General features: G+C 33.0%; 22 protein-coding genes and 1 CRISPR repeat array. Of the genes, 11 read left to right on the forward strand and 11 right to left on the reverse strand.

What is annotated here, in order from left to right; genetic code table 11:
* Positions 1-77: 77 nt before the first annotated feature.
* From FNE73_RS10320 to FNE73_RS10350, 7 genes are all read right to left on the reverse strand, one after another.
* Positions 78-1,085, reverse strand: a complete 1,008-nt coding sequence (locus FNE73_RS10320; RefSeq protein WP_143884525.1) for a vWA domain-containing protein — start codon at positions 1,083-1,085, stop codon at positions 78-80.
* Positions 1,085-2,083, reverse strand: a complete 999-nt coding sequence (locus tag FNE73_RS10325) for a vWA domain-containing protein (RefSeq protein ID WP_143884526.1) — start codon at positions 2,081-2,083, stop codon at positions 1,085-1,087. Before FNE73_RS10325 ends, FNE73_RS10320 begins: the two co-directional genes overlap by 1 nt.
* Positions 2,076-2,972: a BatD family protein gene (locus tag FNE73_RS10330; RefSeq protein WP_143884527.1), complete on the reverse strand. Its 897-nt coding sequence runs from the start codon at positions 2,970-2,972 to the stop codon at positions 2,076-2,078. Before FNE73_RS10330 ends, FNE73_RS10325 begins: the two co-directional genes overlap by 8 nt.
* Before the next feature lie 57 nt (positions 2,973-3,029).
* Positions 3,030-3,893, reverse strand: a complete 864-nt coding sequence (locus FNE73_RS10335; protein ID WP_143884528.1) for a DUF58 domain-containing protein — start codon at positions 3,891-3,893, stop codon at positions 3,030-3,032.
* 94 nt (positions 3,894-3,987) lie between these two features.
* Complete coding sequence (locus FNE73_RS10340) at positions 3,988-4,992, reverse strand: AAA family ATPase (RefSeq protein WP_143884529.1); 1,005 nt, start codon at positions 4,990-4,992, stop codon at positions 3,988-3,990.
* A 313-nt stretch (positions 4,993-5,305) separates the two neighbouring features.
* Positions 5,306-5,744: direct repeats of the CRISPR family, unit length 37 nt; unit sequence GTTGTGTTTACCCTCCAAAATTGAGAGCAGTCGCAAC.
* Positions 5,745-5,894: 150 nt separating this feature from the next.
* Positions 5,895-9,770 (reverse strand): hypothetical protein, encoded by a 3,876-nt coding sequence (locus FNE73_RS10345; RefSeq protein ID WP_143884530.1) that lies wholly within the window; start codon positions 9,768-9,770, stop codon positions 5,895-5,897.
* Between the two features lie 13 nt (positions 9,771-9,783).
* On the reverse strand, positions 9,784-10,443 hold the full coding sequence (locus FNE73_RS10350) for a Cap15 family cyclic dinucleotide receptor domain-containing protein (protein ID WP_143884531.1): 660 nt from the start codon (positions 10,441-10,443) through the stop codon (positions 9,784-9,786).
* A gap of 159 nt (positions 10,444-10,602) precedes the next feature.
* On the opposite strand from FNE73_RS10350, the gene FNE73_RS10355 reads away from it, so the two are divergent.
* The 8 genes from FNE73_RS10355 to FNE73_RS10390 all read left to right on the forward strand — a co-directional run bounded on the left by FNE73_RS10355 (position 10,603) and on the right by FNE73_RS10390 (position 18,503).
* Positions 10,603-11,073 carry a DinB family protein gene (locus FNE73_RS10355; RefSeq protein WP_143884532.1) on the forward strand — a complete coding sequence of 157 codons (471 nt, stop codon included), beginning with the start codon at positions 10,603-10,605 and terminating at the stop codon, positions 11,071-11,073.
* Between the two features lie 34 nt (positions 11,074-11,107).
* A complete protein-coding gene (locus FNE73_RS10360; RefSeq protein WP_089742961.1) occupies positions 11,108-11,509 on the forward strand; it encodes a four helix bundle protein in 402 nt (133 codons plus the stop codon).
* Positions 11,510-11,539: 30 nt separating this feature from the next.
* Complete coding sequence (rlmB, locus tag FNE73_RS10365) at positions 11,540-12,280, forward strand: 23S rRNA (guanosine(2251)-2'-O)-methyltransferase RlmB (RefSeq protein ID WP_143884533.1); 741 nt, start codon at positions 11,540-11,542, stop codon at positions 12,278-12,280.
* 72 nt (positions 12,281-12,352) lie between these two features.
* Positions 12,353-13,399 (forward strand): DUF6263 family protein, encoded by a 1,047-nt coding sequence (locus tag FNE73_RS10370; RefSeq protein ID WP_143884534.1) that lies wholly within the window; start codon positions 12,353-12,355, stop codon positions 13,397-13,399.
* Positions 13,400-13,559: 160 nt separating this feature from the next.
* Positions 13,560-13,778 (forward strand): hypothetical protein, encoded by a 219-nt coding sequence (locus tag FNE73_RS10375; protein ID WP_143884535.1) that lies wholly within the window; start codon positions 13,560-13,562, stop codon positions 13,776-13,778.
* A gap of 38 nt (positions 13,779-13,816) precedes the next feature.
* On the forward strand, positions 13,817-16,357 hold the full coding sequence (locus FNE73_RS10380) for a YfhO family protein (protein ID WP_143884536.1): 2,541 nt from the start codon (positions 13,817-13,819) through the stop codon (positions 16,355-16,357).
* Between the two features lie 75 nt (positions 16,358-16,432).
* The gene (locus FNE73_RS10385) at positions 16,433-17,725 is read left to right on the forward strand and encodes a glycosyltransferase (protein WP_143884537.1); all 1,293 of its coding nucleotides are present in this window, start codon (positions 16,433-16,435) and stop codon (positions 17,723-17,725) included.
* A gap of 82 nt (positions 17,726-17,807) precedes the next feature.
* Complete coding sequence (locus FNE73_RS10390) at positions 17,808-18,503, forward strand: hypothetical protein (RefSeq protein WP_143884538.1); 696 nt, start codon at positions 17,808-17,810, stop codon at positions 18,501-18,503.
* On the opposite strand, the gene FNE73_RS10395 is transcribed toward FNE73_RS10390, so the two are convergent.
* Positions 18,504-19,139, reverse strand: coding sequence for a hypothetical protein (locus tag FNE73_RS10395; RefSeq protein ID WP_143884539.1), 636 nt, complete (start codon positions 19,137-19,139; stop codon positions 18,504-18,506).
* A 100-nt stretch (positions 19,140-19,239) separates the two neighbouring features.
* Between FNE73_RS10395 and FNE73_RS10400 the strand changes: the two genes are divergently transcribed.
* The gene (locus FNE73_RS10400) at positions 19,240-20,211 is read left to right on the forward strand and encodes a YpdA family putative bacillithiol disulfide reductase (protein ID WP_143884540.1); all 972 of its coding nucleotides are present in this window, start codon (positions 19,240-19,242) and stop codon (positions 20,209-20,211) included.
* Here FNE73_RS10400 and FNE73_RS10405 read toward each other — a convergent pair.
* Positions 20,208-22,238, reverse strand: a complete 2,031-nt coding sequence (locus FNE73_RS10405; RefSeq protein ID WP_143884541.1) for a TonB-dependent receptor — start codon at positions 22,236-22,238, stop codon at positions 20,208-20,210. The genes FNE73_RS10400 and FNE73_RS10405 overlap by 4 nt on opposite strands.
* A gap of 255 nt (positions 22,239-22,493) precedes the next feature.
* Here FNE73_RS10405 and rplS point away from each other — a divergent pair, with 255 nt between their 5' ends.
* Positions 22,494-22,847, forward strand: coding sequence for a 50S ribosomal protein L19 (gene rplS, locus FNE73_RS10410; protein WP_089742977.1), 354 nt, complete (start codon positions 22,494-22,496; stop codon positions 22,845-22,847).
* Positions 22,848-22,941: 94 nt separating this feature from the next.
* Here rplS and FNE73_RS10415 read toward each other — a convergent pair whose 3' ends face one another.
* Complete coding sequence (locus FNE73_RS10415; protein ID WP_143884542.1) at positions 22,942-24,141, reverse strand: dicarboxylate/amino acid:cation symporter; 1,200 nt, start codon at positions 24,139-24,141, stop codon at positions 22,942-22,944.
* A 144-nt stretch (positions 24,142-24,285) separates the two neighbouring features.
* Here FNE73_RS10415 and FNE73_RS10420 point away from each other — a divergent pair, with 144 nt between their 5' ends.
* The gene (locus FNE73_RS10420; protein WP_143884543.1) at positions 24,286-24,813 is read left to right on the forward strand and encodes a YcxB family protein; all 528 of its coding nucleotides are present in this window, start codon (positions 24,286-24,288) and stop codon (positions 24,811-24,813) included.
* On the opposite strand, the gene FNE73_RS10425 is transcribed toward FNE73_RS10420, so the two are convergent.
* On the reverse strand, positions 24,800-25,966 hold the full coding sequence (locus tag FNE73_RS10425) for a hypothetical protein (RefSeq protein WP_143884544.1): 1,167 nt from the start codon (positions 25,964-25,966) through the stop codon (positions 24,800-24,802). The two genes, FNE73_RS10420 and FNE73_RS10425, sit on opposite strands and share 14 nt — an antisense overlap.
* Between the last annotated feature and the right edge of the window lie 5 nt (positions 25,967-25,971).

The raw sequence follows: 25,971 nt of genomic DNA on the forward strand, positions 1-25,971 counted from the left end.
CAAAATTATCTCTTTATATGTTAATAAACAGCGGTTTAATTGTTAAAATTGGGTTAAAGTAATTATTCTGCAATTTATCAAAGATTAAAATCTCTTTTGGGATTAAAAAGATAAATGAGTATAAAAAAGAATATGGAAACTCCTAAAAAATACTGATAATAATGATTCGCATTCTGGGAATTGACTACCGTATCAGTTTCAGAAGATTTTTTGCTGATTTCCTGAGCTATTCTTCGAGGTGCATCATTCATATTGTTTCCGTCAATATAGATTCCGCCTGTAGATTCCGCCATTTTTTTTAGCGCTTGTGTCTGTCTTTTAGATATAACTGTTTCACCATTTCTGTCAAATTTATATCCTTCAAGCTGACCAAGTTCATAAACAGGAACGGGTGCACCTTCATCGGTTCCTACTCCTACAGAGGTAATAGTAATCCCTTCTTTGTTTGCCAATCTTATCGCAGCATTATCATTCCCTTCGTTATCTTCTCCGTCACTGATTAAAACTACCTTTCTCGAACCTTTACTGATATTTTTAAATTTTCCGGAAGTAATTTCCATTGCCTGAAGAAAATCGGTTCCCTGAATTGTAATATTATCCGTTTTTAAATCTGAAATATAAGTTTCAACCGTACCGTAATCTGTCGTAAGCGGCATGACAGAAACAGCTTCTCCTGCAAAAATCACAATGCCTATTTTATCATTTTTCAGCTCTTTAATTGTGTTGATAATGATATTTTTGGCCTGAGTCAGACGATCTGGACTGATGTCTTCCGCATTCATTGAGTTAGAAACATCCATTACAAACATCACATTGTTCATTTTCTGAACAGATTTTATTTTCTCGGATCCGCTCAGCAAATCAACAATAGAAAAAATAAGAAAAAGAACCGCCAAAAAATAAAGCACAGGAAAAAATCTGAGAAAAGAAGTGTTTTTCTCAAATAAACCGTCATGAAATTTCGATTCTGCAAAAAGTTCCTTTTTCCTGCTTTTCCAGCGAAGATAGCGCACAAAAAGCACAGACAGAAACGGCAAAATCAACAACAGCAGTAAGTACCAGTAATTTCCTAAATACCAATTCATCAGCTTATAAATTTATAAAGCACCCAACGCAAAACGGCATCAAAGACCAGCATTCCCAAAGCAATCCAGAGAAAAACTTTGAAATACTCTTCATAATTATAATTTTTGGTCACTTTAATATCAGTTTTTTCGAGTGTATTAATATCAGAATAAATCTCCTGAAGCTTATTTTCAGAATCTGCACGATAGTATTTCCCTCCCGTTGTAGAAGCAATTTCTTTCAAGGTATCTTCATCAATAGAAACCGGCATTTCCTGATAAAAAAATCCAAATTCATCTACGTCTACGGGCATAAGAGCATATCCGTTGCTTCCGATCCCAATACAGTAAACTTTTATATCATTTTCTTTCGCAAGAACGGCGGCAAGTTGTGGCGGAAACAATCCGTTGATCTGATTATTCACTCCATCGGTCATCAAGATTACTATTTTGCTTTTTGCCTTGCTTTTCACAAGGTGATTCACAGCAACAGCCAAACCGTCTCCCACAGATGTTCCGTCAACCATTTCTCTCTGATTCAGGTTTTGAATTTCGTTGATGACTGCGTCGTGATCAAAAGTGAGCGGAACTTTCAGAAAAGCTTCCAGTTTATAATTTACAAGACCAAACCTGTCGTTCGGGCGGTTTCTGATAAAGTCAACGGCAATTTTTTTTAAGACCGAATACCGGTCCGGATCAAAATCTTTGGAAAACATGCTCAGAGAAACATCCACAGCGAGCATAATATCAATCCCTTTCGTCTCGTCCCTGTCCTGAGACACAGAAAAGGTTCTGGGTCTTGCCATGGCAATAATCAAGGCAGAAAGGATGATGTATTTTGAAATTTTTAAAAGGAAAAGAACCGGCAGAATACCATTGTTCTGCTCCATACTTTGGGTAGTCGGAACTTTGATTCCCTTTTTCTCTTTCTGGCTTAAATCTCTGAATAAAAGAGGTATAAAAACCACAAAAAAAAGCAAAAACCACGGGCTGTACAATTCCAAATCTACATTAAACATCTTTTCTTAGGTTTTCAAATTCTATATCTTTGGATGAGCGTTTTACGAAATCTCTTATTTCGGCAAAATCTTTCTCCATCATCTGCTGATCGGGAAATGTTTTGGCAAACTTCACCAAATCACCTCTTAAAAATACATCTTCCACTATTTTTTCATTTTCCTGGGAAATTGTATTATTCTGTTTCATTAAAGAAATAAGATCATCTGTAAGTAAGACATCGGCAGGAATGCTGTATTGTCTGGTAATAAACTTCCTTGAAATATCAATTAATTCCACATAAAACGAACGGTAATTTCCTTCTTCGATATACTTTTTCTTTTTTAATGAATCCAGTTCCTTTAATGTCTGATTGGTGGTTACAACAGGAGAATCTTTACTTTTTCTGCCGTACTTTACAAACATTACGATCGCAATAATCAGGGCAATTAATGCTAAAGCTGCCAAAAAGTACCATTTGTACAGCTCCCAATAATCGGTAACTTCTAGCTGAACCTCTTTGTTGCTCATAATATCATTGATCTGATCTTCTTTGTGAGCGGTATTGATGACTTCAATTTCGTAGGGAATGGTTTTCAGGACTTTTTCTCCAACTTTAAACTCAAGTTCGGGGATTTTGAAAGTTCCTTCTTCGTAAACAGCAAATTCAATTTTTCTTTCATAGGAATTAAAATTGCTCCCGATACTGTCTTTTATTTCTTCAAAATGAAAAGGCAGAAGCTCATTTTTCTGTGCAGCAGTAACAGGTCTGCTTCCCAGATTATCAATTTTTATTACCAAATGATTAACCTCACCCAAAGCCAGAGTTTTTTTCTCCAGATTAGAAGACAGAAGCTGTGCAAAAGAATTTGCGCAGATTAAAAAAGAGAGTAATAAAAGTACTTTTTTCAATTTAATTTATCATTCAAGGTTAAAGTCAGAATAAGATTAGCAAACATAGCTGCTGATCTATTTTCTCTGAAAATAATTATACAACAATTTAGAATAATCTGTTCCTGTGTTTATATTAAGAAGCTCGGCAGAAGAATTGGCAAAATCTTCTTCAAGCATTTTTATTTTTTGTTTTTGCGCTTCCGCAAAAGTATACCTCCATCTTGCACTGGATGTATTTACCCAAATCTTTTTTCCGGTTTCTGCATCGTTCAGCAGCGCATATCCTACATCGGGAATCTCGTTATCTTTTTCATCATAAATTCTCATTCCTAAAAGCTGATGTTTTTTGGATGCCACACGCAGCGTTTTAGGATCATATTCATCTTCAAAATCGGAAAGCAGAAATACCAGAGATTTTCTTTTGAAAATTCCCATCATATATTCTAAAGCTTTATCAATCTTTGAAACAGCAGGTATATAATCTGCCGTCAAAATATGGCTGATGATTGATAAAATATGTTTTCTTCCTTTTTGTGGCGGAATCACTTTATAGACTTTGTCAGCAAAAAGAATTAAACCAACCTTATCATTGTTTCCTGCCGCAGAAAAGCCGAGACTTGCTGCAATTTCTGCGGCATATTCTCTTTTTAGCTGAGTTTTTGTGCCATAATCCATGGATGCAGAAATATCTACCAGAATCATCATCGTAAGCTCCCGCTCTTCTTCCATCACTTTTACAAACGGCTCGCGGAAACGTGCTGTTTTATTCCAGTCGATTCTGCGGATTTCATCACCAAACTGATAAGGGCGAACCTCTGAAAACGTCATTCCCTGTCCTTTAAAAGCACTGTGATACTGTCCCATCAGCGAAGCTTCCGTTTTCCTTCTGGTCCGGATCTCTATCTGCTTTACTTTTTTAATGATGTCTTTTATCTGCATACTCAATTTGAAAATGTGCTAATTTGAGAATTTGAAAATAAAAAGTGAAAAGATAATTTTCAAATTTCCGGATTTTCAAATTTTCAAATTCTGATTACGGTGCTTCTATTTTTGCTAAAATTCTGCTAACAATTTCTTCGGCTGAAATTTCTTCAGCTTCCGCTTCAAAAGTCAGTCCGATTCTGTGTCTTAAAACATCCTGCGCCAAAGCTTTTACATCTTCAGGAATGACAAATGCTCTTCCCTTAAGGAATGCATACGCTCTGGAAGCAATTGCCAGATTGATTGATGCTCTTGGAGAAGCTCCGAAACTGATGTAATTTTTCAAATCAGAAAGTCCGTATTTTTCAGGGAAACGGGTAGCAAAAACCATATCCAGAATGTATTTTTCAATTTTTTCGTCCAGATAAATCTGATTAACCAAAGATTTTGCTTCCACAATATTCTCAAGAGAAATTACAGGTCTTATTTCCGGCTGATGCGAGGTAGACACCATTCTCATAACCTTTCTTTCGTCCTCAAATTCCGGATAATCTATTTTACATTTCAGCATAAAGCGGTCACTTTGTGCCTCAGGCAAAAGATAAGTTCCTTCCTGATCAATTGGGTTTTGGGTAGCTAAAACCAAAAACGGTTTCGGCAATGGCATTGTTTCGTCCCCGATGGTTACCTGCTTTTCCTGCATTACTTCCAAAAGAGCCGACTGCACTTTCGCAGGAGCACGGTTGATCTCATCTGCTAAAACAAAGTTGGCAAAAACAGGACCTTTTTTTATGGAAAAATCGTTGTCCTTGATATTGAAGATCATCGTTCCCACAACATCGGCAGGAAGCAGATCCGGTGTAAACTGTATTCTTGAAAAATCCCCATGAACGGCCTCTGCCAAAGTCTTTATCGCTAAAGTTTTTGCCAGACCCGGAACACCCTCCAAAAGAACGTGACCATTTCCCAAAAGACCGATCAGAAGACGGTCTATCATATATTGCTGCCCTACGATTGCTTTATTGATTTCCTGTCTCAGAAGATTAAAAAAGTAATTTTGCTCTTTCACTTTTTCCGTAAGCTGGCGGATGTCTTCTGCTTGATATGAATCTGACATAGTTTAATTTAAAATAATGGGTAAATTTCTGATAAATACTTGCATTAATCAACATAATGAATGCCATTTTTGAGTTAAAGTTTGTTAAAAGTCTCGAATATACAGGAATTACAAAGCAACTGTTTAATTTTCACATTCCTACATCTTCTTTTATGTACCAAAGAATAACCCTGTCAAGGTTTTGAACCTTGACAGGGTTTGTTGTGTTTACCCTCCAAATAACATTCATCAATTCTTTTTAAAAATATAAAAACTCATTGATAAAATTGAGAACAGTCGCAACCAGAAATGATCTTCACCTAGATTCTTTTTTGTTGTGTTTACCCTCCAAAATTGAGAGCAGTCGCAACTATTGGGGAACAGGTAACAATGGAAATAAGGTTGTGTTTACCCTCCAAAATTGAGAGCAGTCGCAACTTTATTATCTTGTTCATGCTTTTCTCTAAGGTTGTGTTTACCCTCCAAAATTGAGAGCAGTCGCAACCCTATAACTTTTTTCAATAGTTATTTTATAGTTGTGTTTACCCTCCAAAATTGAGAGCAGTCGCAACTCACACGGTCAATATTTCAAGGCAAGATCCGTTGTGTTTACCCTCCAAAATTGAGAGCAGTCGCAACGATGGCAAAGCTGAAGACGGTAAGCCGCTTGTTGTGTTTACCCTCCAAAATTGAGAGCAGTCGCAACAAACAACTACTACGGTTTCCAATCTCAATAGTTGTGTTTACCCTCCAAAATTGAGAGCAGTCGCAACCTCAATATTTTTGGGTTGCAAAATACTCGGTTTTATTAGAGTGTAAAGCCTGTTTTTAGGATTCTAAAAACACGGCAAATTTCTTTATCTTGTTTGTAAAATTAGCTTTTTTTGTTTTTACCGGTGATGTCAAAGAGCGTTATTATTTTATTATAAAATCTTGTTTACAATATTAATGTATTCTTCAATTGATTTTTGTTTTCTTACTTTGCTTTCTTCTTTAGCCCAATATTTATCTACAATAAAACTGTTTAATTGTTTTTCTTTATCCTTTTCCAAATCTTGTGTATTGTAAAAAGTTTTATTTGATTTATAAACAAACTCTTCTTTATGCTTCTCTGTCAATTTTTCTATACGTGTAGCTTTGGCTTCGTGAAAGTTTTTTTTCATAAAAGTATCTTTGTCGTGTATTCCCAACATAAAACTTTCTAATACTTTTTCGGGCATTTTGCCTTTCTCGTCTAAAGATTCGTTGAGTTTAGATTTCACTTCATTTTTCACAAAAACTTTTTCAAAATCTATTAATGACTGATAATAACTTTTATCTAAAGATGGCAGGTTGAAATGTAACGCGATGTTCCTCACTTGTTTTTTTACATCTATACTTTTATTGAAATACTTTCCTTGGTTGTTATGGTCGTAAAGTTCTACAATTTCGGTAAGGTCTATTCTGTTATTTTTGGTGATTACTGTTTTATGTTTCCAAATAAAGTATTCTTCTAGTGCCATTATGCATTTTGTAAACCGAACAGAGGAATTGATAATGTGATTATTCACTTTGTTTATATCTTCCAATTTTAGGATATTTGAATTTTTAAAATCATGAGATAGGTTGATGATTTCTTTATCAAATATTTTATTGAATTTATCATCATATCTGGTTTTACCAGCAATATTTTCTAGATATTTTTTTAGATTGCTTAAAATATTATTATTGTCATTTCCGTTGGCTTTTAGTTCAAAGAAACGATCTACCTTATTAAAAGGAATAATAAGATTATATGCAGAATTATTTTCATTTTGTTTGCTAACTGTAAACAATATATCTCTATTCAATACTTTATCTACTCTTTCTTTTAGTTCGTTGTTTTCTTTATTAAGGTATTTAAAAGCGATTTCATATAACAGACAGTCTTCTAATCTATTCGCATTTAGTTTTGCAAAGAGATGTTTGTGCGCTTTTGGTTCTTTGTAGTTTATTTTGTTTTTATAATAATATTCTTCTACCAAAAACTGTTTATTTCCGTTTACATATTGGTATTGTATTTTATTATTCTCTATAACGATATTGGTTGTATTCTTTGAGATAAACTCTCTAAAAATACTGTGATTAAGATAGATATTACCCGATTCTAAATGATTTTCAATGTAGTTTTTTAATACTTCATTTTGATTGTTGCTTTTTACTTTTGGCACTAAAGAAAATTGTTTAAACAATTCTTTTGTTATTTTATAGAAATCATTCAAATCTTTACTTTCATTGAATAATTCTTGAAATTCTGCGTTTTGAAAAAATTTTTTACTTTCAAAAAGGGTTCGCAATTTCTGTTTATAAATATCATCGTCTTTACCATTAAATAAAAACATCCACTTAGAAAAATTATTTACTTCATCTTTACTTATGTTGTTTGCTTTGTGATGTCCTTCTTTTTCAGTAGTTTCAAAATAGGCATCTTTAAAATACATAATGTTACAGGCTTTGCGAATAAATTGCAGTTTGAACTGTCTGCCTTTATTTTTCTTCTCAAAAAAATCGAGCGTTCCGTTTTCATCGGCTTGGTCTTTCAGCTTATTGTATCTTTCTTCCATAAACTCTGCTTTTTTAAGAATTAGCTCAAATGCAGAAAATTCAGGCAGATTGTTTTGTTTTGCTTCATTGTATAGATGCAGAAGTCTTTTGGGGAAAACTTTTAAAAGTTCAGTTTTTTGGCCATCGGTTATTGTTTCATTATTTAGTAAAATTTCCTTGTATTCATTATATTTAGTATGTTTAAATGCAATGAAATCATTTAAAAATTTAGCTCCTTCAGTATTTCCTTTTAAAGCATCTTCTAGAAAATAAACAATAATGTTTTTTTGCAAGGCAATAACTCTTTCTTGTCCTGCTATTTTTATAAAAACGGCATTGTTTTCTACCAAAAACGGCATTTCCCAGTCTGGATATTGGTTTAGATGTTCTTTATAGGTTTTAAAGTAAACAATTTTACCTCCGTCGTATTTTAGTTTATCTTTTTCTTTTTTGGATAATGTGTTAATATGTGAGTTCTGTTCCAACATATCATAAAACTGATACATTTTAAACTGGGCATCTTCTCCAAAATAATTGGTTTCTGCCAAATATCGAATGGCAAAAAGTAAAAAGCGGTCTTGGTTTCTGCAATTAGAAGTGTAAATAGATTTTTCTTTTATCCTTTTTTTGAGTTTATCGGTTTTTTCATTAAGATTAAAATCTTTGAAAAAATATTTATTCGTTCTGTTTCTTCCATTCCAACTATCAAAAGCAGTAGTTTTGATAAAGTTATATGTTGTATAATTTAAAATTTGGTTTTTAAATTTTCCTGTATTTCCACCAAAAGTATCTTTATTTATTTGATATTGTTTGTTATTTGGCTCTGCTTGATTCAATAAAACTCTAAAATAAATATGCTGAAACTCTATATTTTTTTCTATAAAATGGTCAAAGAGTTTATTTTCTTTTTGTTCAGATTTTCTAAATAATTTGTTGAGAGCATATTGTAAAAAAGCAGTTTTAAGGTTTTGATAATTTGTTCTGTTTTGTACATCCTTTTCACTTAATACATCATAGTAGCTAAAAACATAAGGAAAGTATTTTTGAATTTCTTGTATCTCAATTTTTAGCTTTAGAGGGTTTACCATTTCAGAAGGATAATCTCTTTCAATGAGATTTTTATCTGTTATTTTGTCTTTGTTTTCATCAAATTCTAAAAAAGGTTTCCACGCTACAGGATATTTATTTAAATACTGAATAATATCTCTAAAGTTTACTAAATTTTGATCTTCGTGTTGTATATCTTGGCTACTGAATTTTTTTGAAAAAACAGTAAAAACATTAATTTTTGCTTGATCTTCGGCAGTACCATTTTTTTTGAAACCACTGATTTTTGGGATTAATTTGTTGGCTTCATTTTTATAAAGAAATAATGATAATAAAAACAAGCATCCGTTAAAAGAAAGATAGTTGCCTTTTTCAATTTGCAAAATTTGATGCGAATTTTGTTCACTTGGGTTTAGCTCCCAATCTATATCTTCTTCTACATTGTTAAAAAGTAAAAAATCAATAAAGCCATCTAATTTTTCAAAATTCAAATCAATATAGCCTTTAATGTTTTTCTGTTTTTCGTTCAACGTTCTTTCTACTAATTTTCCATTGACCTTAGTTTTAGTATATAAAGTTTGATAAAAAACTTCTTTTGAAAACGGAAGTATAATAGAATTTAGATTATCTATTAGAAACTCGATAGTTGGTATTTCATTTTTTTGTTCGTTATTCTTTTGTATTTCCTTTTTTTGATAAGCTAATACTAAAGCCAGTGTAAAACTTTCTTTTAAAAACGGAACTATTGCCGCTTTTATTGGATTATCATTTTTATTAAATCGGATGACATCAAACTGATGGATAAAATGACAATTTATGTTTCTAACAGCATCTATTAAATAGAAAAGAAAATCATTTTTTATGTCTTCTTCTCTTTCAGTTTTTGTATTGCAAAAAAAACGATTGGGGTCTATTCTAAAATTAAAATTTTCTTTATGCAAATTTTTAAATCTTGTTGGTTTATCATCTGAATTAAATTTAAAAATTTCTTTAGTATCAATGTTTTTAAAAGCATGACCTAAACAAAAATAATGCAACTGTTGATTGCTTGCTGCATCTGTACGACTTTGCTTTTTTTGTTGATAATTGTTCATTGCTTTTTCTGCAACAGAACCAATAATCCCTTTATTATTGAAAATAGAAATAAAATTCTCCTCAATCTTTTTTTGATTTGTGAATAGTGTACTCATATTTATGTTTTTTTTAAGCTTTTATTAAATTTAACTTACCATAACTTTCTCTTTCTTGCCCATCGTTAAAATAATTACCTTTTAATATCTTATTTTTAGGATCAAATGTAAGTATCGCAATACCATCATGGTTATTGTGTTTATATCTCTCGTTCTCCTTATGAAATTTATTCCCTTTATTTCTATAGTGATAGGTAATTACAAATTCCCCATTATCTTTTGCTAATATATCGTGAGTAATACTTTCAGATTCTGATGTTTCGGATTTATTATACTGACTGGGATAAAAGTTTGCTTTTACATGAAATCCATTTATATTTTGATGAATTTCCATTTCTATCCATTTTGTAATATTGGGTTTAGTAATGTCATCTTCAATATGGTAATTACTTACCAACTCGCCTGTATATTTTCCTCGTAAGTCTGGTAAACCTAAAAATTTTAAATACCAATTCCACATTATATATTCGTTAATTAGAGAAAATACTAAAGCCAAAATGGAAGACAGTCCCGCAATATCCATTATTAAGTTTACAGCAGAAATATTTGTAAAATCCGTTTTATTAAACAAAATTAAGACACCATATTTAATAATAAGATAAATGACAATTACCAGACAAGTCATTAAGAAGAGTTTACGAAATGGGTAATACTTAAAGTTTGTTTTCTTCATAATTATTTTCTTTTTAGTTTTTTACAAACATAAAAAATAAGAAAACTTTCCCAATTCAAAAATAACTCTGTTAACATTTCTAAAAATTTTCCTTTCCTACTACAAATAATTGTCATTTTCAGTTTATTAAACTAATTTTGGGGATTAAAATTCTGCAAAATGAATTATCATTTTCAAGCGCACAGACAAGTCAGAAAAAACCTCTTAGATATTCTTCAAAATACTTCCCACGAAGATCTTTTGCTGATTCCCGATGGTTTTAACAATAATATTTACTGGAATATTGCCCATACAGTTGCCACACAGCAATTGCTGCATTATTATCTGAGCGGAAATCCTTTCAGAATAGACAAATACTGGATAGAAACTTACAAAAAAGGAACTTTACCTAACCTGAACGTTCAAAAATCCGAAGTGGAAGATCTTGAATTTTTACTGACCGAAACTTCAAAAACTTTAATGAAAGATTTTGACAGCGATTTTTTTTCAGATTACACTCCTTACACGACTAGTTTCGGCATGGATCTGAAAAGCATTCAGGATGCTATTATTTTTAATAACCTCCACGAAAGTCTGCACTTCGGCTATGCAATGGCGCAGAAAAGAGCCGTTTTGGGAGAAAAAATCTAACAATTCAAGGTTCAAAAATTTAAAATTCAAAGTTATGGCGACTATTAAAAAATTCGAAGATTTAGAAATTTGGAAATTATCCCGAGAACTTTGTAATGAAATTTACATCATAATAGAAACAACACCTCTTAAAAATAATTACAGACTTTGTAACCAAATTGACGGTTCTTCAGGTTCAGTAATGGATAATATTGCAGAAGGTTTTGAAAGAAATGGAAATAAAGAATTTGTGCAGTTTCTTTCTATTGCAAAAGCATCTTGTGGAGAAACGAGGTCACAATTATATCGCGTTTTCGATAGAAAATTTATTACCTCTAAAGAATTTGAAATTTTAAAAGAGAAATCTGAAACTTTAAATAAAAAAATTGGTGCTTTTATTAACTACTTAAAAAATTCAGAACTAAAAGGTTCAAAATACAACGAAACTAAACTTTGAATTTTGAACATTAAACTTTAAACCAAATAAATGAAAGACGATTTTATATTTGGGCTTCGTCCCGTACTGGAAGCTATTGAAGCTGGAAAAACTATTGACAAAATATTTATACAAAACGCATTGCAGGGAGAAATTTATGCAGAACTGAAAGCTATTTTAGCTAAAAATAAAATCCGTCCCAATTACGTTCCTGTAGAAAAACTTAATCGCTTTACAAGAAAAAACCATCAGGGTGTGGTGGCTTTTATATCCGATGTGCCGTTTCACAAAATTGAAGATATTGTTCCCGAATTATTCGAGCAGGGAAAAACTCCTTTCATTCTGATTTTAGACCGATTAACAGATGTAAGAAACTTTGGAGCAATCTGCAGAACTGCTGAATGTGTGGGTATTGATGCCGTAATTATTCCTGAAAAAGGCGGTGCACCCGTTAATTCTGATGCCATAAAAACGTCCGCCGGTGCAATGTACAACATCAAAATCTGTAAAGAACCCAATTTGGCACATGTGGTAGATTTCCTGCAGCAAAGTGGGATTTCCGTATTTTCGGCAACAGAAAAAGCCCAAAAGCTTATCTATGATGTAGATTTTACCGAACCGTGCGCTATTGTCATGGGAAATGAAGAAACAGGAATCTCTAAGGAAGTTCTGCATCATTCAGATGAAAAAATAAAGCTGCCGATTGAAGGAAAAACCCAGTCTCTAAATGTTTCTGTAGCATGTGGAGCTATTTTGTATGAAGCGATGAGACAGAAACTCACGAAAATTTAATTTTAATCAACATCTACAACCGGTCAGGAAATTTAACTGTAAAAAATACGTCCGGTTTATCAAGAAAAATTTATGAAGAAAATATTTGCATTAGCCATAATTACATTAGCCGTTGTTTCATGTAAAAAAGAAACGGCAACCATCACCAAAGTAGATCCCAAAACCGGTAAAACGATAACGGTAGAAGTTCCTGCCGATTCTGTAAAAGAAGTAAAAGCCGATGCTGCAATCAAAGATTCGGCAGGTATTTTCAAGCAGACTTTTAAACTGGAAAAAGGAAAAACATATCCTTTAACAACTTACCAGAGAGACACCAAAACCATGACCGACCCGGACGGAAAAAGCATGAGCGGAACCAGCGAATCTACAGATGAAATGAGCTTTACGGTAAATGATATTAAAGGAAATGTATACGACATGACCATTAATCTGATTGCAAAAAGAAACTCTCAGTCCGCACAAGGAAAAACAATCGTAGTAGATACCCATCAGCAGATTCCGAAAGATGACAATCTTAAAATGATCTGGAATGTAAATAAAGCGCTCACAGGGAATAAACTGAACATGAAAATGGATACCAGCGGAAAGGTAATTTCCATCACAGGATTTGATGCAGTTTATACCAAAATTTCTGATGCACTTAAAAATATTGTGAAAGATGCCAATCAGAGAGCAAGTGTTGTGGCAAGTCTTAAAGAAACTTTCAACGAAAAAGTGCTGAAAGATCAGTTTGAAAAAAATCTGTCTATACTTCCCAAAAAAGGAGTTAAAATTGGTGATAAATGGAATACGTCAGAAAGTGCTGATGAAGCAGGAAAAGTAAAAGTTACTTCAAACTATACTCTGAAAAGCGTAGGCAACGGAATTGCCGAAATTTCTATTACCGGAGGTATTCCTAAAAAAACAGAAAAGCAAAGTCAGAACGGCATCAACCACAGCATGAGCAGCGAGCTTGAGCAAAACGGAACGATAAAGTTTGACCAAAATACAGGATGGATCCACAACCAGAACATCAGTGTAAAAACCACTCAGGTAGAAACCATTTCAGACGGTAAAGAATCTAAATCTATGAAAAGTGTTTCCAACTCTTCTGTAATGGTAAATCCTTCTTCTAAATAAATACAACAGCCTGAGGTTCAATTTTATGTTTAATTGAACCTCAGCTTTAAAACCGAACATTAAAGTAATAAGGTTATGAAATCGCCCAAAAGAATTTATATTAAATTATAATACAACAAGGCGATAACTTATGATCTGAAAAAACAATAAATATCTATCTATGAAATTTATTTTTGAGTTAATTCTCGCAACAATAATTATTTTCTTTGTCTGGAATATTTTAAAAAGAATGTTTTTTAAATCTTTTTACAAATACACAGGTTTCAGACCACAAAATAATCAGCAGGAAGAAAAGAAAAGCTCAAAACCGAATATTGAACAGAAAGTGAAATGGGATGCAGAAACCGTTGACTATGAAGAGGTAAAAGAGAAAAAATAATTTTAAAAGATTGAAAATTAATCTACCTAATGACCAAAATGGCAAAAAATAAAAACTTAATCTACGTTGCAGCTTCACTGGTTGTATTCTTATTATTGGCATTTTTATATTCTACTCCTGTATTTACGGGAAAACAGCTTTTTCAGCATGATATTGTACAATATCGCGGAGGTGCTAAAGAACTCATCGACTACAGAAATAACTTCGATAAAGAAACCTATTGGAGCAACTCAATGTTTGGAGGAATGCCTACTTACCAGATGGGGAGCCGGTTTGAGGGAGATATTATCAAAAAAATCGACAGCTATCTCAACATTTTGCCAAGACCGGTTAATTATCTATTTCTTTTGTTTTCAGGTTTTTTTCTTCTGGGAATGGTTGCTGTACGAAACTGGAAATATGCCCTTTTGGGAGCCACATTTTTCGGTCTTTCCACTTATTTTTACATTATTATTGCAGCCGGACACAATGGGAAAGTAAATACTATAGAATATTTTGCTCCGCTTTTGGCTGGAATTTTACTCGTTTATATCAGAAAAAAATACATTCTCGGATTCATTGTCACTACCCTTTTCTTCGGATTGCAGGTGGCGGCAAACCATCCGCAAATGACGTATTACCTTTTTCTAGGATTAGGATTTCTATTTATTTCCGAATTGGTAAGAGCCATTCAGAAGAAAGTTCCAATGAAACATTTTCTGATTTCGTCAGGAATTGTTGCGGCATCACTGGCAATCGGAGTCGGGATGAATTCTCAGAGAATTATGGCAAACTCCGAATACATCAAAGAAACAGTAAGAGGAAAACATATTCTTAATACCGATACCAACACAGCAGGAAATACCGGAATGGATAAAGAAAGTATTCTGATGTGGAGCTACGGAAAACTGGAGACACTGAATCTTTTTATCCCAAGACTGATGGGAGGCGGAAGCCAGGAACCGGAAGGAAAAGAAATGATGGAAAATGTACAGCATCTTGTACAGGAAAACGTAAGTTCTCAGGCAGAATATGAAAGAATTGCCAAAGGTTTCGGAAGCCTTACTTATTGGGGAGATCAGCCGGGAACTTCAGGACCTGCTTATCAGGGAGCCGTTGTCTGCTTTCTGGCTCTTTTAGGATTCTTTTTTGCTCCGAAAAAATACCGTTACTGGATTTTAGGTGCTACTATTTTAACGATTTTATTAGCATGGGGAAGCAACTTTATGTTCCTTTCTGATTTCTTTATTGAATATGTTCCGTTTTACAGCAAATTCAGGGCACCTTCTTCTATTCTGGTTGTCGTAGAATTATTATTTCCTTTAATTGCAATTGTAGGATTATACAGATTTTTCAAGAGTGAAAATCTTGATGGAAATTATAAAAAGAAAATACTTACCTATGCTGGAGGAGGCACTTTGGCTCTAACACTTATATTGATCCTTTTTGGAAAATCGCTTTTAGGATTTGCTACCGATAACGAAAAAACCTACTTACCTCCTTTCTTATTAGATTATTTGGTTGATGCAAGATTTGGAATGTTCCGAACTGATGCCATCAAAGCCTTATTATATGTAGGAATTACTGCAGCAGTTTTATTCTTTGCTTTAAAAGAAAAATTAAATCAGAATATTGCACTTATCATTATCGGAGCAGTAAGTTTGTTTGATCTTTGGACGGTGAACAAACGTTATCTGAATGATGATAATTACGTTGACAAAATTTTTGCTGAAAACCCTTTTCAGACTGAAGGTTCAGAGTATCTTGCTGAAAAAGTTGGGGATAACGCCAATCTGCAGTCGATCTTAGCAAGCATTCCAACCAACAAAGCGCTGGAAACTATTGCCGAAAAAGATAAAAAACACTACAGAATTTACAATCAGGTTTTAGGTGTAACCAGCGAAACCAATACTTCATATTTTAAATCTTCAGTAGGCGGTTATCATGCAGTGAGACTGAGAAGGTTTGATGATGTAATGAACAGATATATTTCTAATGTTGACAGCATCAAAACACCAAAAATCCTCAATCTTCTCAACACAAAATACATGATTTTTGGTGATCCTTCACAACCACAGGTCGTTCCTAATCCAAATGCCAACGGAAATGCATGGTTTGTAAGTGATCTGAAATTTGCAGGCACACCAGATGAAGAAATAAAATTAATCGGAGAGATTGACACTAAAAAAACGGCAGTAGTCAATGCTGATGATAAAGCCTATTTTAATGGTAAAAATGTACAGCAAGACTCTACGGCTTCGATCAATCTCACAAAATACGAACCGAACGAATTAGAATTCAAATCGCAGTCTAAAACCGGGCAATTGGCTGTTTTCTCAGAGGTATATTATCCTCATGGCTGGAAAGTTTTTATAGATGAAAAGGAAGTTTCTTACATTAAATCAGATTATTTTTTACGTGCGGTGTACGTTCCTGCCGGAACTCACAATATCAAAATGATTTTTGAGCCGGAAGTTATCGAAAAAGGAAAATGGATTTCTCTGATTTGTTTCGCACTATTTATCGGCTTAAGTGCTTTCGGAATTTTCTGGTTGAATAAAAATAAGAAAAAAGAGACACAATTTAAAGAAGAAGCTTAAATTCTGTACTGCCATTCTTCATTCAGTTTCATTTCATTCAGAATGACAAAAGACGCAGGATTTATATTAAAATTCATGGAAGATAAAAAAATTCTTATCATTACTTATTATTGGCCTCCTGCGGGAGGACCCGGCGTTCAGCGATGGCTCAAGTTTGCAAAATACCTTCCTGATTTTGGCTGGAAACCTATTATTTATACCCCTGAAAATCCAAGTTATCCTTTATTGGATGAAAGTCTGGTAAAAGATATTCCTAAAGATTTAGAAATTGTAAAAACAAAAATATGGGAACCTTATCAGCTTGCCGAAAAACTGAATAAAAGCAATAAAAAATTCAAAGCCGGACAATTTGATGTAGGAGCAAATCAAAGCTGGAAATCTAAACTTTCAATCTGGGTGAGAGGAAATTTTTTTATTCCTGATGCAAGAGTTTTCTGGGTAAAACCTTCTACAGAATTTCTTGAAAAATATCTGAAAGAGAATCAGATAGACACAGTTGTTACTTCAGGACCACCCCACTCTATGCATCTGATTGGTTTAAATCTAAAAAAGAAATTTCCTGAATTAAAATGGGTTGCTGATTTTCGTGATCCATGGACTGAAATTTCTTACTACAAACATTTAAAACTGACCAACAGATCTGATAAAAAGCATCGTTTTCTGGAAAGTGAAGTTTTTAAAAATGCAGATATTACTTTGGCAACAAGTTATACTGATGCAGAAAACTTCCGGAAAAACGGAGCCAATGCGGTCTGCATCACCAACGGATTTGATGAAGCAGATTCAAAACCTGAAACTCTGAACCTTCTAGAAACTCATGCTAAATTCACAATCAGCTATATCGGTGTTTTGGAACAATTGAGAAATCCTGAAAATCTTTGGAAAGCATTAGAAAATTTAGTACAAAAAAACTCAGATTTTGCTGAAAATTTCAGCTTAAAATTTGTTGGAAGAATTGATGACAAGATTTTAAATATGATTGAAAACTCCACACTAAAAAATCATATTCTGAATCTGGGCTACGTTTCACATGATAAAGCAGTGGTAGAAATGACAAAATCATCACTTCTCCTCATTACCAATTTTCCGGGTGAAACTTCTAAAGGAATCATTCCGGGTAAAATTTTTGAATATTTAGCGACAGGAAAACAGATTATTTCTTTCGGACCAAAAGAAGCTGATGTTTCTAAAATTTTAACTGAAACAAAAGCGGGAAGACATTTCACTTTTCATGATTCTGAAGAAATTGAAGATTTTATTTTAAGAAGATTTGAATTGTGGAAAAACGGAGATCTTTCGCAAAGCACTCAAAATATTGAACAGTTTTCAAGAAGGAATTTAACGAAACAGTTAGTAGAAATATTATAGTAGGTAATTTCTTATGAAAACTGTAACCTCTTTTTTTTCTTTACTATTTTTCATACTGTTTTTGAGTTGTAATAAAAATGAAATGGAGGGAAAAATCCCATTATTAGTTGCCTCACAAGAATTTAATGATTTAAATAAATTAAAAAAAGAATTTATAGTTTATAGTGACAGCACCTATATTTTCAAAGAAGAATATAGTGAAACAAATCATAATAGAGCAGAAAGATGGGAAGGTAAATTAGAAATAAACAACAACATCATTAAGTTCATTCCTTTCCCGCTTGGTTATAATGGTAGTGAAACAGCAGTTTTAAAGAATGGTTTTGTTAAATTTGCTGATGGAAAATACCCTGACAGAATGAAAATTGTTCAAACATCTTTATCGGTCAAGAACAATATAGACCTGGAAAATTTTAAGGATTATTCAGTTTTTACTTTTTACAATAATCATCATAATTTAACTTGGAAAAAAGAAGTTTCAAATTATGATATAAACACAAATGAACTTATCAAAATAGATTCTGTTTTAAAAAAAGAATTCGAAACCAATAAGAAATTAAAGAAATACAATAACTATTTGAAGCAGATTGTAGCCGTTAAAAACTCTAAAAATGAAATATTGATACTGACTCATTTTTTCTGTAAAAACAAATCCTTAACTGAAACTTATCAGTATCATGAAATAAGTATGATGAATGGAGGAAACTGCAATGTTTATATTGAGCTAAACTTAACAACAGGAAAACTCATTTCTATTAACATCGCTGGAATAGCTTGATTATATCGTCCATTCATCATTAATCACAGCAACCAGATAATACTTGCCTTCAATTTCCTCGAAAACAAAACGCAGTGAGTTCCAATCCATACCGCTGTATTTTTCCGAACCTGCAACGTAATTCTCTGTGAAATCGGCATCAGGATAAATTTCTTTAAGATTATTCAGAGAATTTCCGCTTCCCTGAAATGTATTGAGTGAGTATTTTGCTTTTGTAAAGTCTTTTTTAAAGACCCATTTTTTAAAATAATGATCAATTGCCGCTCGATAAATTTCTCCCGTTCCATCACGGCTTCCCCAGGTAAATATAGTTTTTGAAGGAAAGTATTTCTGAAAATCTGCTTTGGAAAAATGCTTGTCTTCATTTCTGTTCACAAAAGCGTACATAGAAAATCTTACTCCTTTTTCCGGATGAATAAAATCTGAAAAGGTTCCATAATTACCCAGCTTGATTGCCTGAAGCAAATCATCATTCATTTTCTTTAATATCACTTCTTTAGAAAATAATTTCTGATCAGTTTCTGTTTTTTCTTCAGCCTTTCTGACTGTATCAGACAAAACCGTAGGATTTTCGCTTACTTTTTTTTCACATGAAATAAAAAAAATCATCATAAATATGACAAAAAAATGTTTCATAACTAAAAAATTTATCCGATAAAATCAAAACTAATGCCGAGTTGCTCTAAAGATTTTGCAGATTGACCACCGGGAATTTTTGATTTTGTAAATTTGTGTAATGGAAATTGTAGACATTCTCATCATCGGAGCCGGACCCATCGGGCTAAATTGTGCTTTGGAAGCTGAAAAGAAAAATCTCACCTATGTAATTATAGAAAAAGGAACAATCGTAAACTCATTATACAATTATCCTCTTTATATGAAGTTTTTTTCTACTGCCGATAAGCTCGAAATAGCAGAAATTCCTTTTATTTCAGCAGCTCCAAAACCCGGAAGACAGGAAGCACTGGAATATTATCAAGGAATTGCAAGACAGAAAGATCTTAACATCAGGCTTTACGAAAAAGTGGTACAAGTCTCAAAAAAAGAAGAAACTTTTAATATTGAAACTTCAAAATCTAAGTATTTTGCCAAAAACGTGATTATTGCGACCGGATTTTATGATATTCCGAATTTAATGAATATTCCGGGAGAACAACTTCCAAAGGTAAAGCATTACTACACTGAGCCTTATCCTTATGCGAGACAAAAAGTTGTAGTTGTAGGATCAAGTAATTCTTCTGTAGATGCTGCTTTGGAAACTTATAGAAAAGGTGCAGACGTAACCATGATCATTCGCAACTCGACAATTTCTGACAATGTAAAGTATTGGGTAAAACCAGACATTGAAAACAGAATTGCAGAAGGATCTATTAAGGCTTTCTTTAATGCTGAATTAATTGAAATTAAAGAAAATTCTGTTATTTTTAAAGATGAAACCGGAGCTATCAACGAAATTGAAAATGACTTCGTTCTCGCCATGACCGGGTATCTTCCCGATTTTGATTTTCTGAGAAACTCAGGAATTGAGCTGAATGGCGAATGTCTAAACCCTACATACAATTCTGAAACGATGGAAACCAATATCCCTGATCTGTATTTAGCAGGCGTTGTCTGTGGTGGAAAAGACACCCATTTGTGGTTTATAGAAAACTCCAGAATTCATGCAGAAATGATCGTAAACAATATTCTTACAAAACAGTCCTTTTAAAAATCAACTTTCGCTCCCAAAACAAAATTTCTTTTGGCTGCAGGATTGTAATAACGGTTTCCAAAAGCATTAATATCAAAACCTAAAACAAAATCTTCATTATATAAATTTTGAATCTGAAGATATAAATTAACTTTAGTTTTCCCAAAATTCAACGGAAATCTGAACTGAATATTCGCAATCAAATTAGATTCTGACCAGACAGAGTTGGCATCATTTAAAGGTATTTTTGAAGTATAAAAATGAGAATAATCAATATTCAGTTTTTTAAAAAAAGTAAAATTAAATAAACTGTTGATGGCAGTTGCGGGAACTCCGGTCAAATCATTTCCCGAAAAATCATTTTCATTATGCTGATAATTTTTAAACTTAAAATCATAAAAGCTTCCTGAAAATCTGAATTTAAAATGGCTGAAAAAATCATTTTTAAGACTGAAATTCTTAGATTCCAATAAAAATTCAACACCTTTCTGCACCGTCTCGCCCGAATTAACGAAGTATTCCTGTCCGGATTCATTTTGCCTTCTCACAATGGCATCATTCAGCCTGAAATCAAAATAACTTCCTTCTGCAAACAGAAAATTTCCTAATTGTTTTCTGATCCCGATTTCTTTATTCCAACCAAATTCAGGACTCAGATTTTGATTGAACTCCTGATTAGAAGACCTTATTTCTTCATTCGTTGGTGCAGAATTACCCTTCCCTATTTTACCGCGAACTGAAAATCCTTTTGTAAATGCGTAGGTTACTCCGAAATTTGGGAGCCATTGATTTCTAAATTTTACATTGCCCGATTCAGCTTCCGGAAATGATCTTTGCCATTGATAAGAATTGGAATTGAGGCTTAAAGAAATGTCGGTAAACAATTTATCCTGCACATTCAGCCTTTGAGAGATAAAATAAAATCCGGAAGCATTTTTAATCTGATCAAAATTTTGTGGATTCCCTTCAATTCCTTTGTTATTGTCGTAATTTTTAACAAATATATCGTTTATTCCGCCTTCAAAACCCAATCGGTAGCTTAAAGAAAGTGCGTCCCAGTTTTTCTCATAATTAAAATGTGTCCGTAATGCCAGATTTTTTTCAAATCGGTTTTCAAGATTGGTAATAAACGGATTCTCAAAATCTACATACGAACCCTGAACGAGGATGAAATGCGAAAAGTTCTGATTAAGACTAAATTCATTTGAAAGTCCAGCCAAAATCATTTTGTTTCTAATTCCTGCATTTTGTTCTTCTGCACCGAGAAGAACTGCCGTTTTAGGTCTTGCCTGCTTTCTGTTGGCTTCCATCTGCTGCAAAGTTAATCCGCCCGGAGTCTGATAATTGAGATCTGAGAACATAACCATTGCTTTTAAAATACCTTTTTCAGAATATTGAAAATTATCTTTTATAAAAATCTGCTTTCTTCTGACTGAAGACTGATCTCTGTAAGAATCTGTCTGATAATAATTTTGAAAAATTTCAAAAAAGTGTTTCCCTGCCTGTCTGGAAAAAACAGCACTTTGGTTAAATGTTCCATAGCTTCCAATCGCAGAATTTACGGAAAGACTTTCCAATTTTTTAGTATTTAGAATTATTGTTCCGCCTGTCACGGCTCCGTAATCACCACTTTCCGGACCTTTAAATATCTCCATTCTCTCGATCAACTCAGGTGAAATAACATTGAAATAAGTATTCCCGGAAGCATCTGATAAGATAAAATCGTCAAGATAAACTTTTACATTCCTTACTCCGAAAGGAGATCGTAAAGTACTTCCCCGAAGAGAAATACGGTAACTTCCCGGCGAACGCTCTTCCATTCTTGCACCGGGAATCTGATTGACAGACTCTAGCAAACGTTCTGGTGTATTCTGATTGAGAAGATTTTTAGTAATTACTGAAACAGATTTTGTTGAATTGACTAGTTTACCCGGCTTCTTATAAGCATCTATCGTAACTTCAGAAATTACCGCAGCAGAATCTGTCTCCTGACAAAATAAAAACGGGCTGCAAAATGCAGTCAGGAGCAAGTAAAGTTTTTTCATAAAAATAGTCTTAGCAAAAAGTATTCTCTTATGTAAAAAAGACAAAATTTATTCAACATATTATTGATTGGAAGGAACACAAACCTTTAAAAATTTTTTTTCTTTCTGCTATAGTCATTTCTACAAAAAATTAATAAAAATATTGTATAAAGTATTGGTTAACAGAAAAAATTGTTTTATTTTTGCAGTCTGTTATTCAACCTCTGACGAAGAACGTGTAAGTTGCTTAGCTTTAACATTTTATTTTAATTAATAATGGATTTATTAAAGTACGTACAAGACAAGTACATCGCTAAAAAAGAATTCCCTGAATTCAAAGCAGGAGACACAATCACTGTGTATTACGAAATTAAAGAAGGACAAAAAACAAGAACTCAGTTCTTTAAAGGAACAGTTATCCAATTGAGAGGTACTGGTTCTACAAAAACTTTCACCATCAGAAAAATGTCTGGTGATGTAGGTGTAGAAAGAGTTTTCCCTATCAACATGCCAGCTTTGCAAAAAATTGAAGTTGACAGAAGAGGTAAAGTTAGAAGATCAAGAATCTACTACTTCAGAGACCTTAGAGGTAAAAAAGCGAGAATTAAAGACGTTCCTTACAAGAAATAATTCAGACAACAACACATACGAAGAGAGGCTTTCTACATTAGAAAGCCTCTTTTTTATAAATGATTTTTTCACATTTTCATAAAATAAATCATATTTAAACTTTTACAAATCTGCTTACAAAAAGAGAAGCTACCAATTGTCCTACTGCATTGAGAACAGTTGCGAGAGGATCTACCAATGTTCCTATTATCATCACAGCAGGAATTGCTTCCTGTGGTAACTGATAAACCGAAATCATCAACATTTCCCCAATGTATCCTCCATTTGGAATACCACCTGCAACAACACTCACAAAAACAGTGATTCCCAAAGCCAAAAGCAAATTCACAGGGTCAAAAAAGTCTCTGCCAATAATCAAAAAAGCAATATAAATTTTAATAATAGAAGACATTGACGACCCATTTTTATGCAATGTTGTTCCGATAGGAATGACAATATTGGAAATCTGATCCGGAATTTTCATATAAGAAGCTGACTGCAAATTCGCAGGCATTGTTGCAAAACTGCTGCATGTGCTCAAAGCAGTGAGAGAAGGGTAAGCTGCATGAGCCCAAAAGCTTTTAAATCCGTTCTTACCTTTTGCCATGAATGCATACAAAGAAAAAAAGACGAAAAAATAAACAATTCCTGCAATATAATACAATCCCAGAGGTTTAGCATAAAATCCGAAAAGCTGTGGTCCCAAAGTGGCAACCTGATATGCAAAATATGCTCCCAAGCCGACGGGCGCTACTTTCATGATTAACAACAACAACTCTTTCATTACTTCATATCCTGAAGCGATAAATGCTATGAAATGATGTCCTTTTTCACCTGCTTTTCTTGCTGAAAAACCTGTCATAAAAGCGAAAATCAACAAAGCCAGCATATTTTGCCGTGAAAAAAGCTGAGTAAATTCTCCTACAGTAAAAAATCCGACAATCCTATTTCCCCAAGTGTCATTACTTACAGCCTCCTCTACAATTTCATGGCTTACTGAAACTCCCGAAACAGGAAAAAGATATACTACGCAAATTGTAAATACTGCTGCTGTTAAAATAAAAAACAGGAAAGTAAAGGTCATTGTAAACATTATTTTTCCAAATTTTGACTGCTGCTCAAGAGAAGCAATAGAATTGGAAACTGCAAAAAATACCAGCGGAACAACGCTTACAAAAAGCAGATTCAGAAAAATATCACCTAAAGGCTTTATATAATCAACAATATCCGGCATTAACATCCCAATGATGCTTCCCACCGTAATTCCTAAGAGTAAAAGTAAAATTCCGGAATAGTTTTTCAGGATCTGGCTCATAACCGAATTTTAATCAAAGATAGAGTAATTTAGATATATCATAGTACAAATATGTAACCCGAAAACAAATATTCATTGTTACCAACTATTGTTTATGGCTCAAAATAGATTTTTTCTTTTAGCTTTGCATCAGAATTAATCATCATGAGTGAAGAAAGACTAATTGTTTTACGACCTAAAAGAGAAGATTTTGAGAAAATCTATTTCGGAGGCAATCAAGGGAGTTTGTTTTTTTCTCCTACAACTAGAGGAAAAACAATTACAACAATTGTTGTGGCAGCAATCTTAATGATTGTTTTTGTTTTCCGTAACGATTTCACCAAAGAAAAAGCAGGAATATTATATTTTGTGAGCTTTCTTTTCCTTCTTTGTGCCGTTTTTCTTTCTGTAAGCATCAATAAAGTTTCCCGATGGAGAAAACAGGTAAATGCATATCTTTTAAAAATAGAAAATTGTAAAACGTATGAAATAAGATTTGATGAAAATTTTTTCACCGTAAACATCAACGGTGAGAAAGAAACCAGTGAATGGAAAGACTTTCAATATTTCGACAGCAATCAGGAGTGTATTGTGATTGAAGGGAAATACAGCTATATGTTCCCGAAAAAATCTATGCCCGACAAAGATTACCAACTGCTAAAAAGAACTCTGAAAGAATCTATTCAGTCCTGATATTTTTATTTGATCTAAATTTATCTTCCTGTAACAGAAAACAATAACCTACAATAGAAAATGGTAATGCTGCTGCAAGATAGGTAACATTTAAAAACTCAACTGCTGTGTTTCTCAGAATTTGCTCTATAATATGTGATGCCATAACAGCAAATATAATGATTGAAGACCACAAAAAAATATGCCTTATTTCTTTAAGCACAAATGATAAAAAAACTGTAATAAAAAGAAAGAATAATACTACAGCGGAATTCAGCTGTCCCTGCATTGTTAAAGGATTGTAAGCCACTACTTCATCAATACTTTCTGCCGGAAGAATTACGGTAGACATCAGAAAAGCAACTGTCAAAAAGAAAGTAGCCGAAAATTTGATTTTTTCATTCCAAGTGGAAACAAAAAACGGGTGGCATAAAAATAAAACTAACGGTAAAATCACAACACTTCTGGTTAAACATAACACCCCTACAATTAATCCCAAAATAATTGGTTTTTGAAAATAATTCGTTCTATAGTTCTGATGCCAATATAAAATAAAAAACGAAATGATTATAAATGAGGAAATAAAATCGCTTTTGCAAACGGCTTCATAAATGTATGATAAAGAAAGAAAAAGCAAAAAAATCCCCATCATACGTATTTTACCTGAATGGAATTCCCTTTTTACAATCCAGCCAAATAAAATCATCGCAGCAGCCTGCATATAGCCAACATTTCCCAAAAGATAAAACAAAAGCATCAGTAAGAGTTGGCCAGGAAGGTAAGATGGTATATTTCCCATGAAATTTTTGGTTGCATAGATATATTTCCCATGAAGCCAATAATCAAGCGAATATTCTACAGTCTGCCATCTGTCTATTTTTAAAGAATAAGGATCTGTAATCAGGTGGGAAAGTAAAAGATAAAAAATACCGCTAAAAACAATTAAAAGATTGATGGTTTTAGTATTAATCTTTGATTTATTAAAATTACGGTCACTATAAAACAAGATTATATGCAAAGCCACAAAAACAGCTGTTAATAAAAATGGATGAATGAAATTTTGACGGATACCATATTTTATCAGAAACAAGAAATTGATGATAAAATAAATTGTAAAGACAATGATTTTCACCACTTTTGTATTATCCGAAAACTGTAAAATTCTTGTTTTCATTTACT

It is taken from the genome of Chryseobacterium binzhouense (assembly GCF_007474545.1).
Classification (GTDB): Bacteria; Bacteroidota; Bacteroidia; order Flavobacteriales; family Weeksellaceae; genus Chryseobacterium; species Chryseobacterium binzhouense.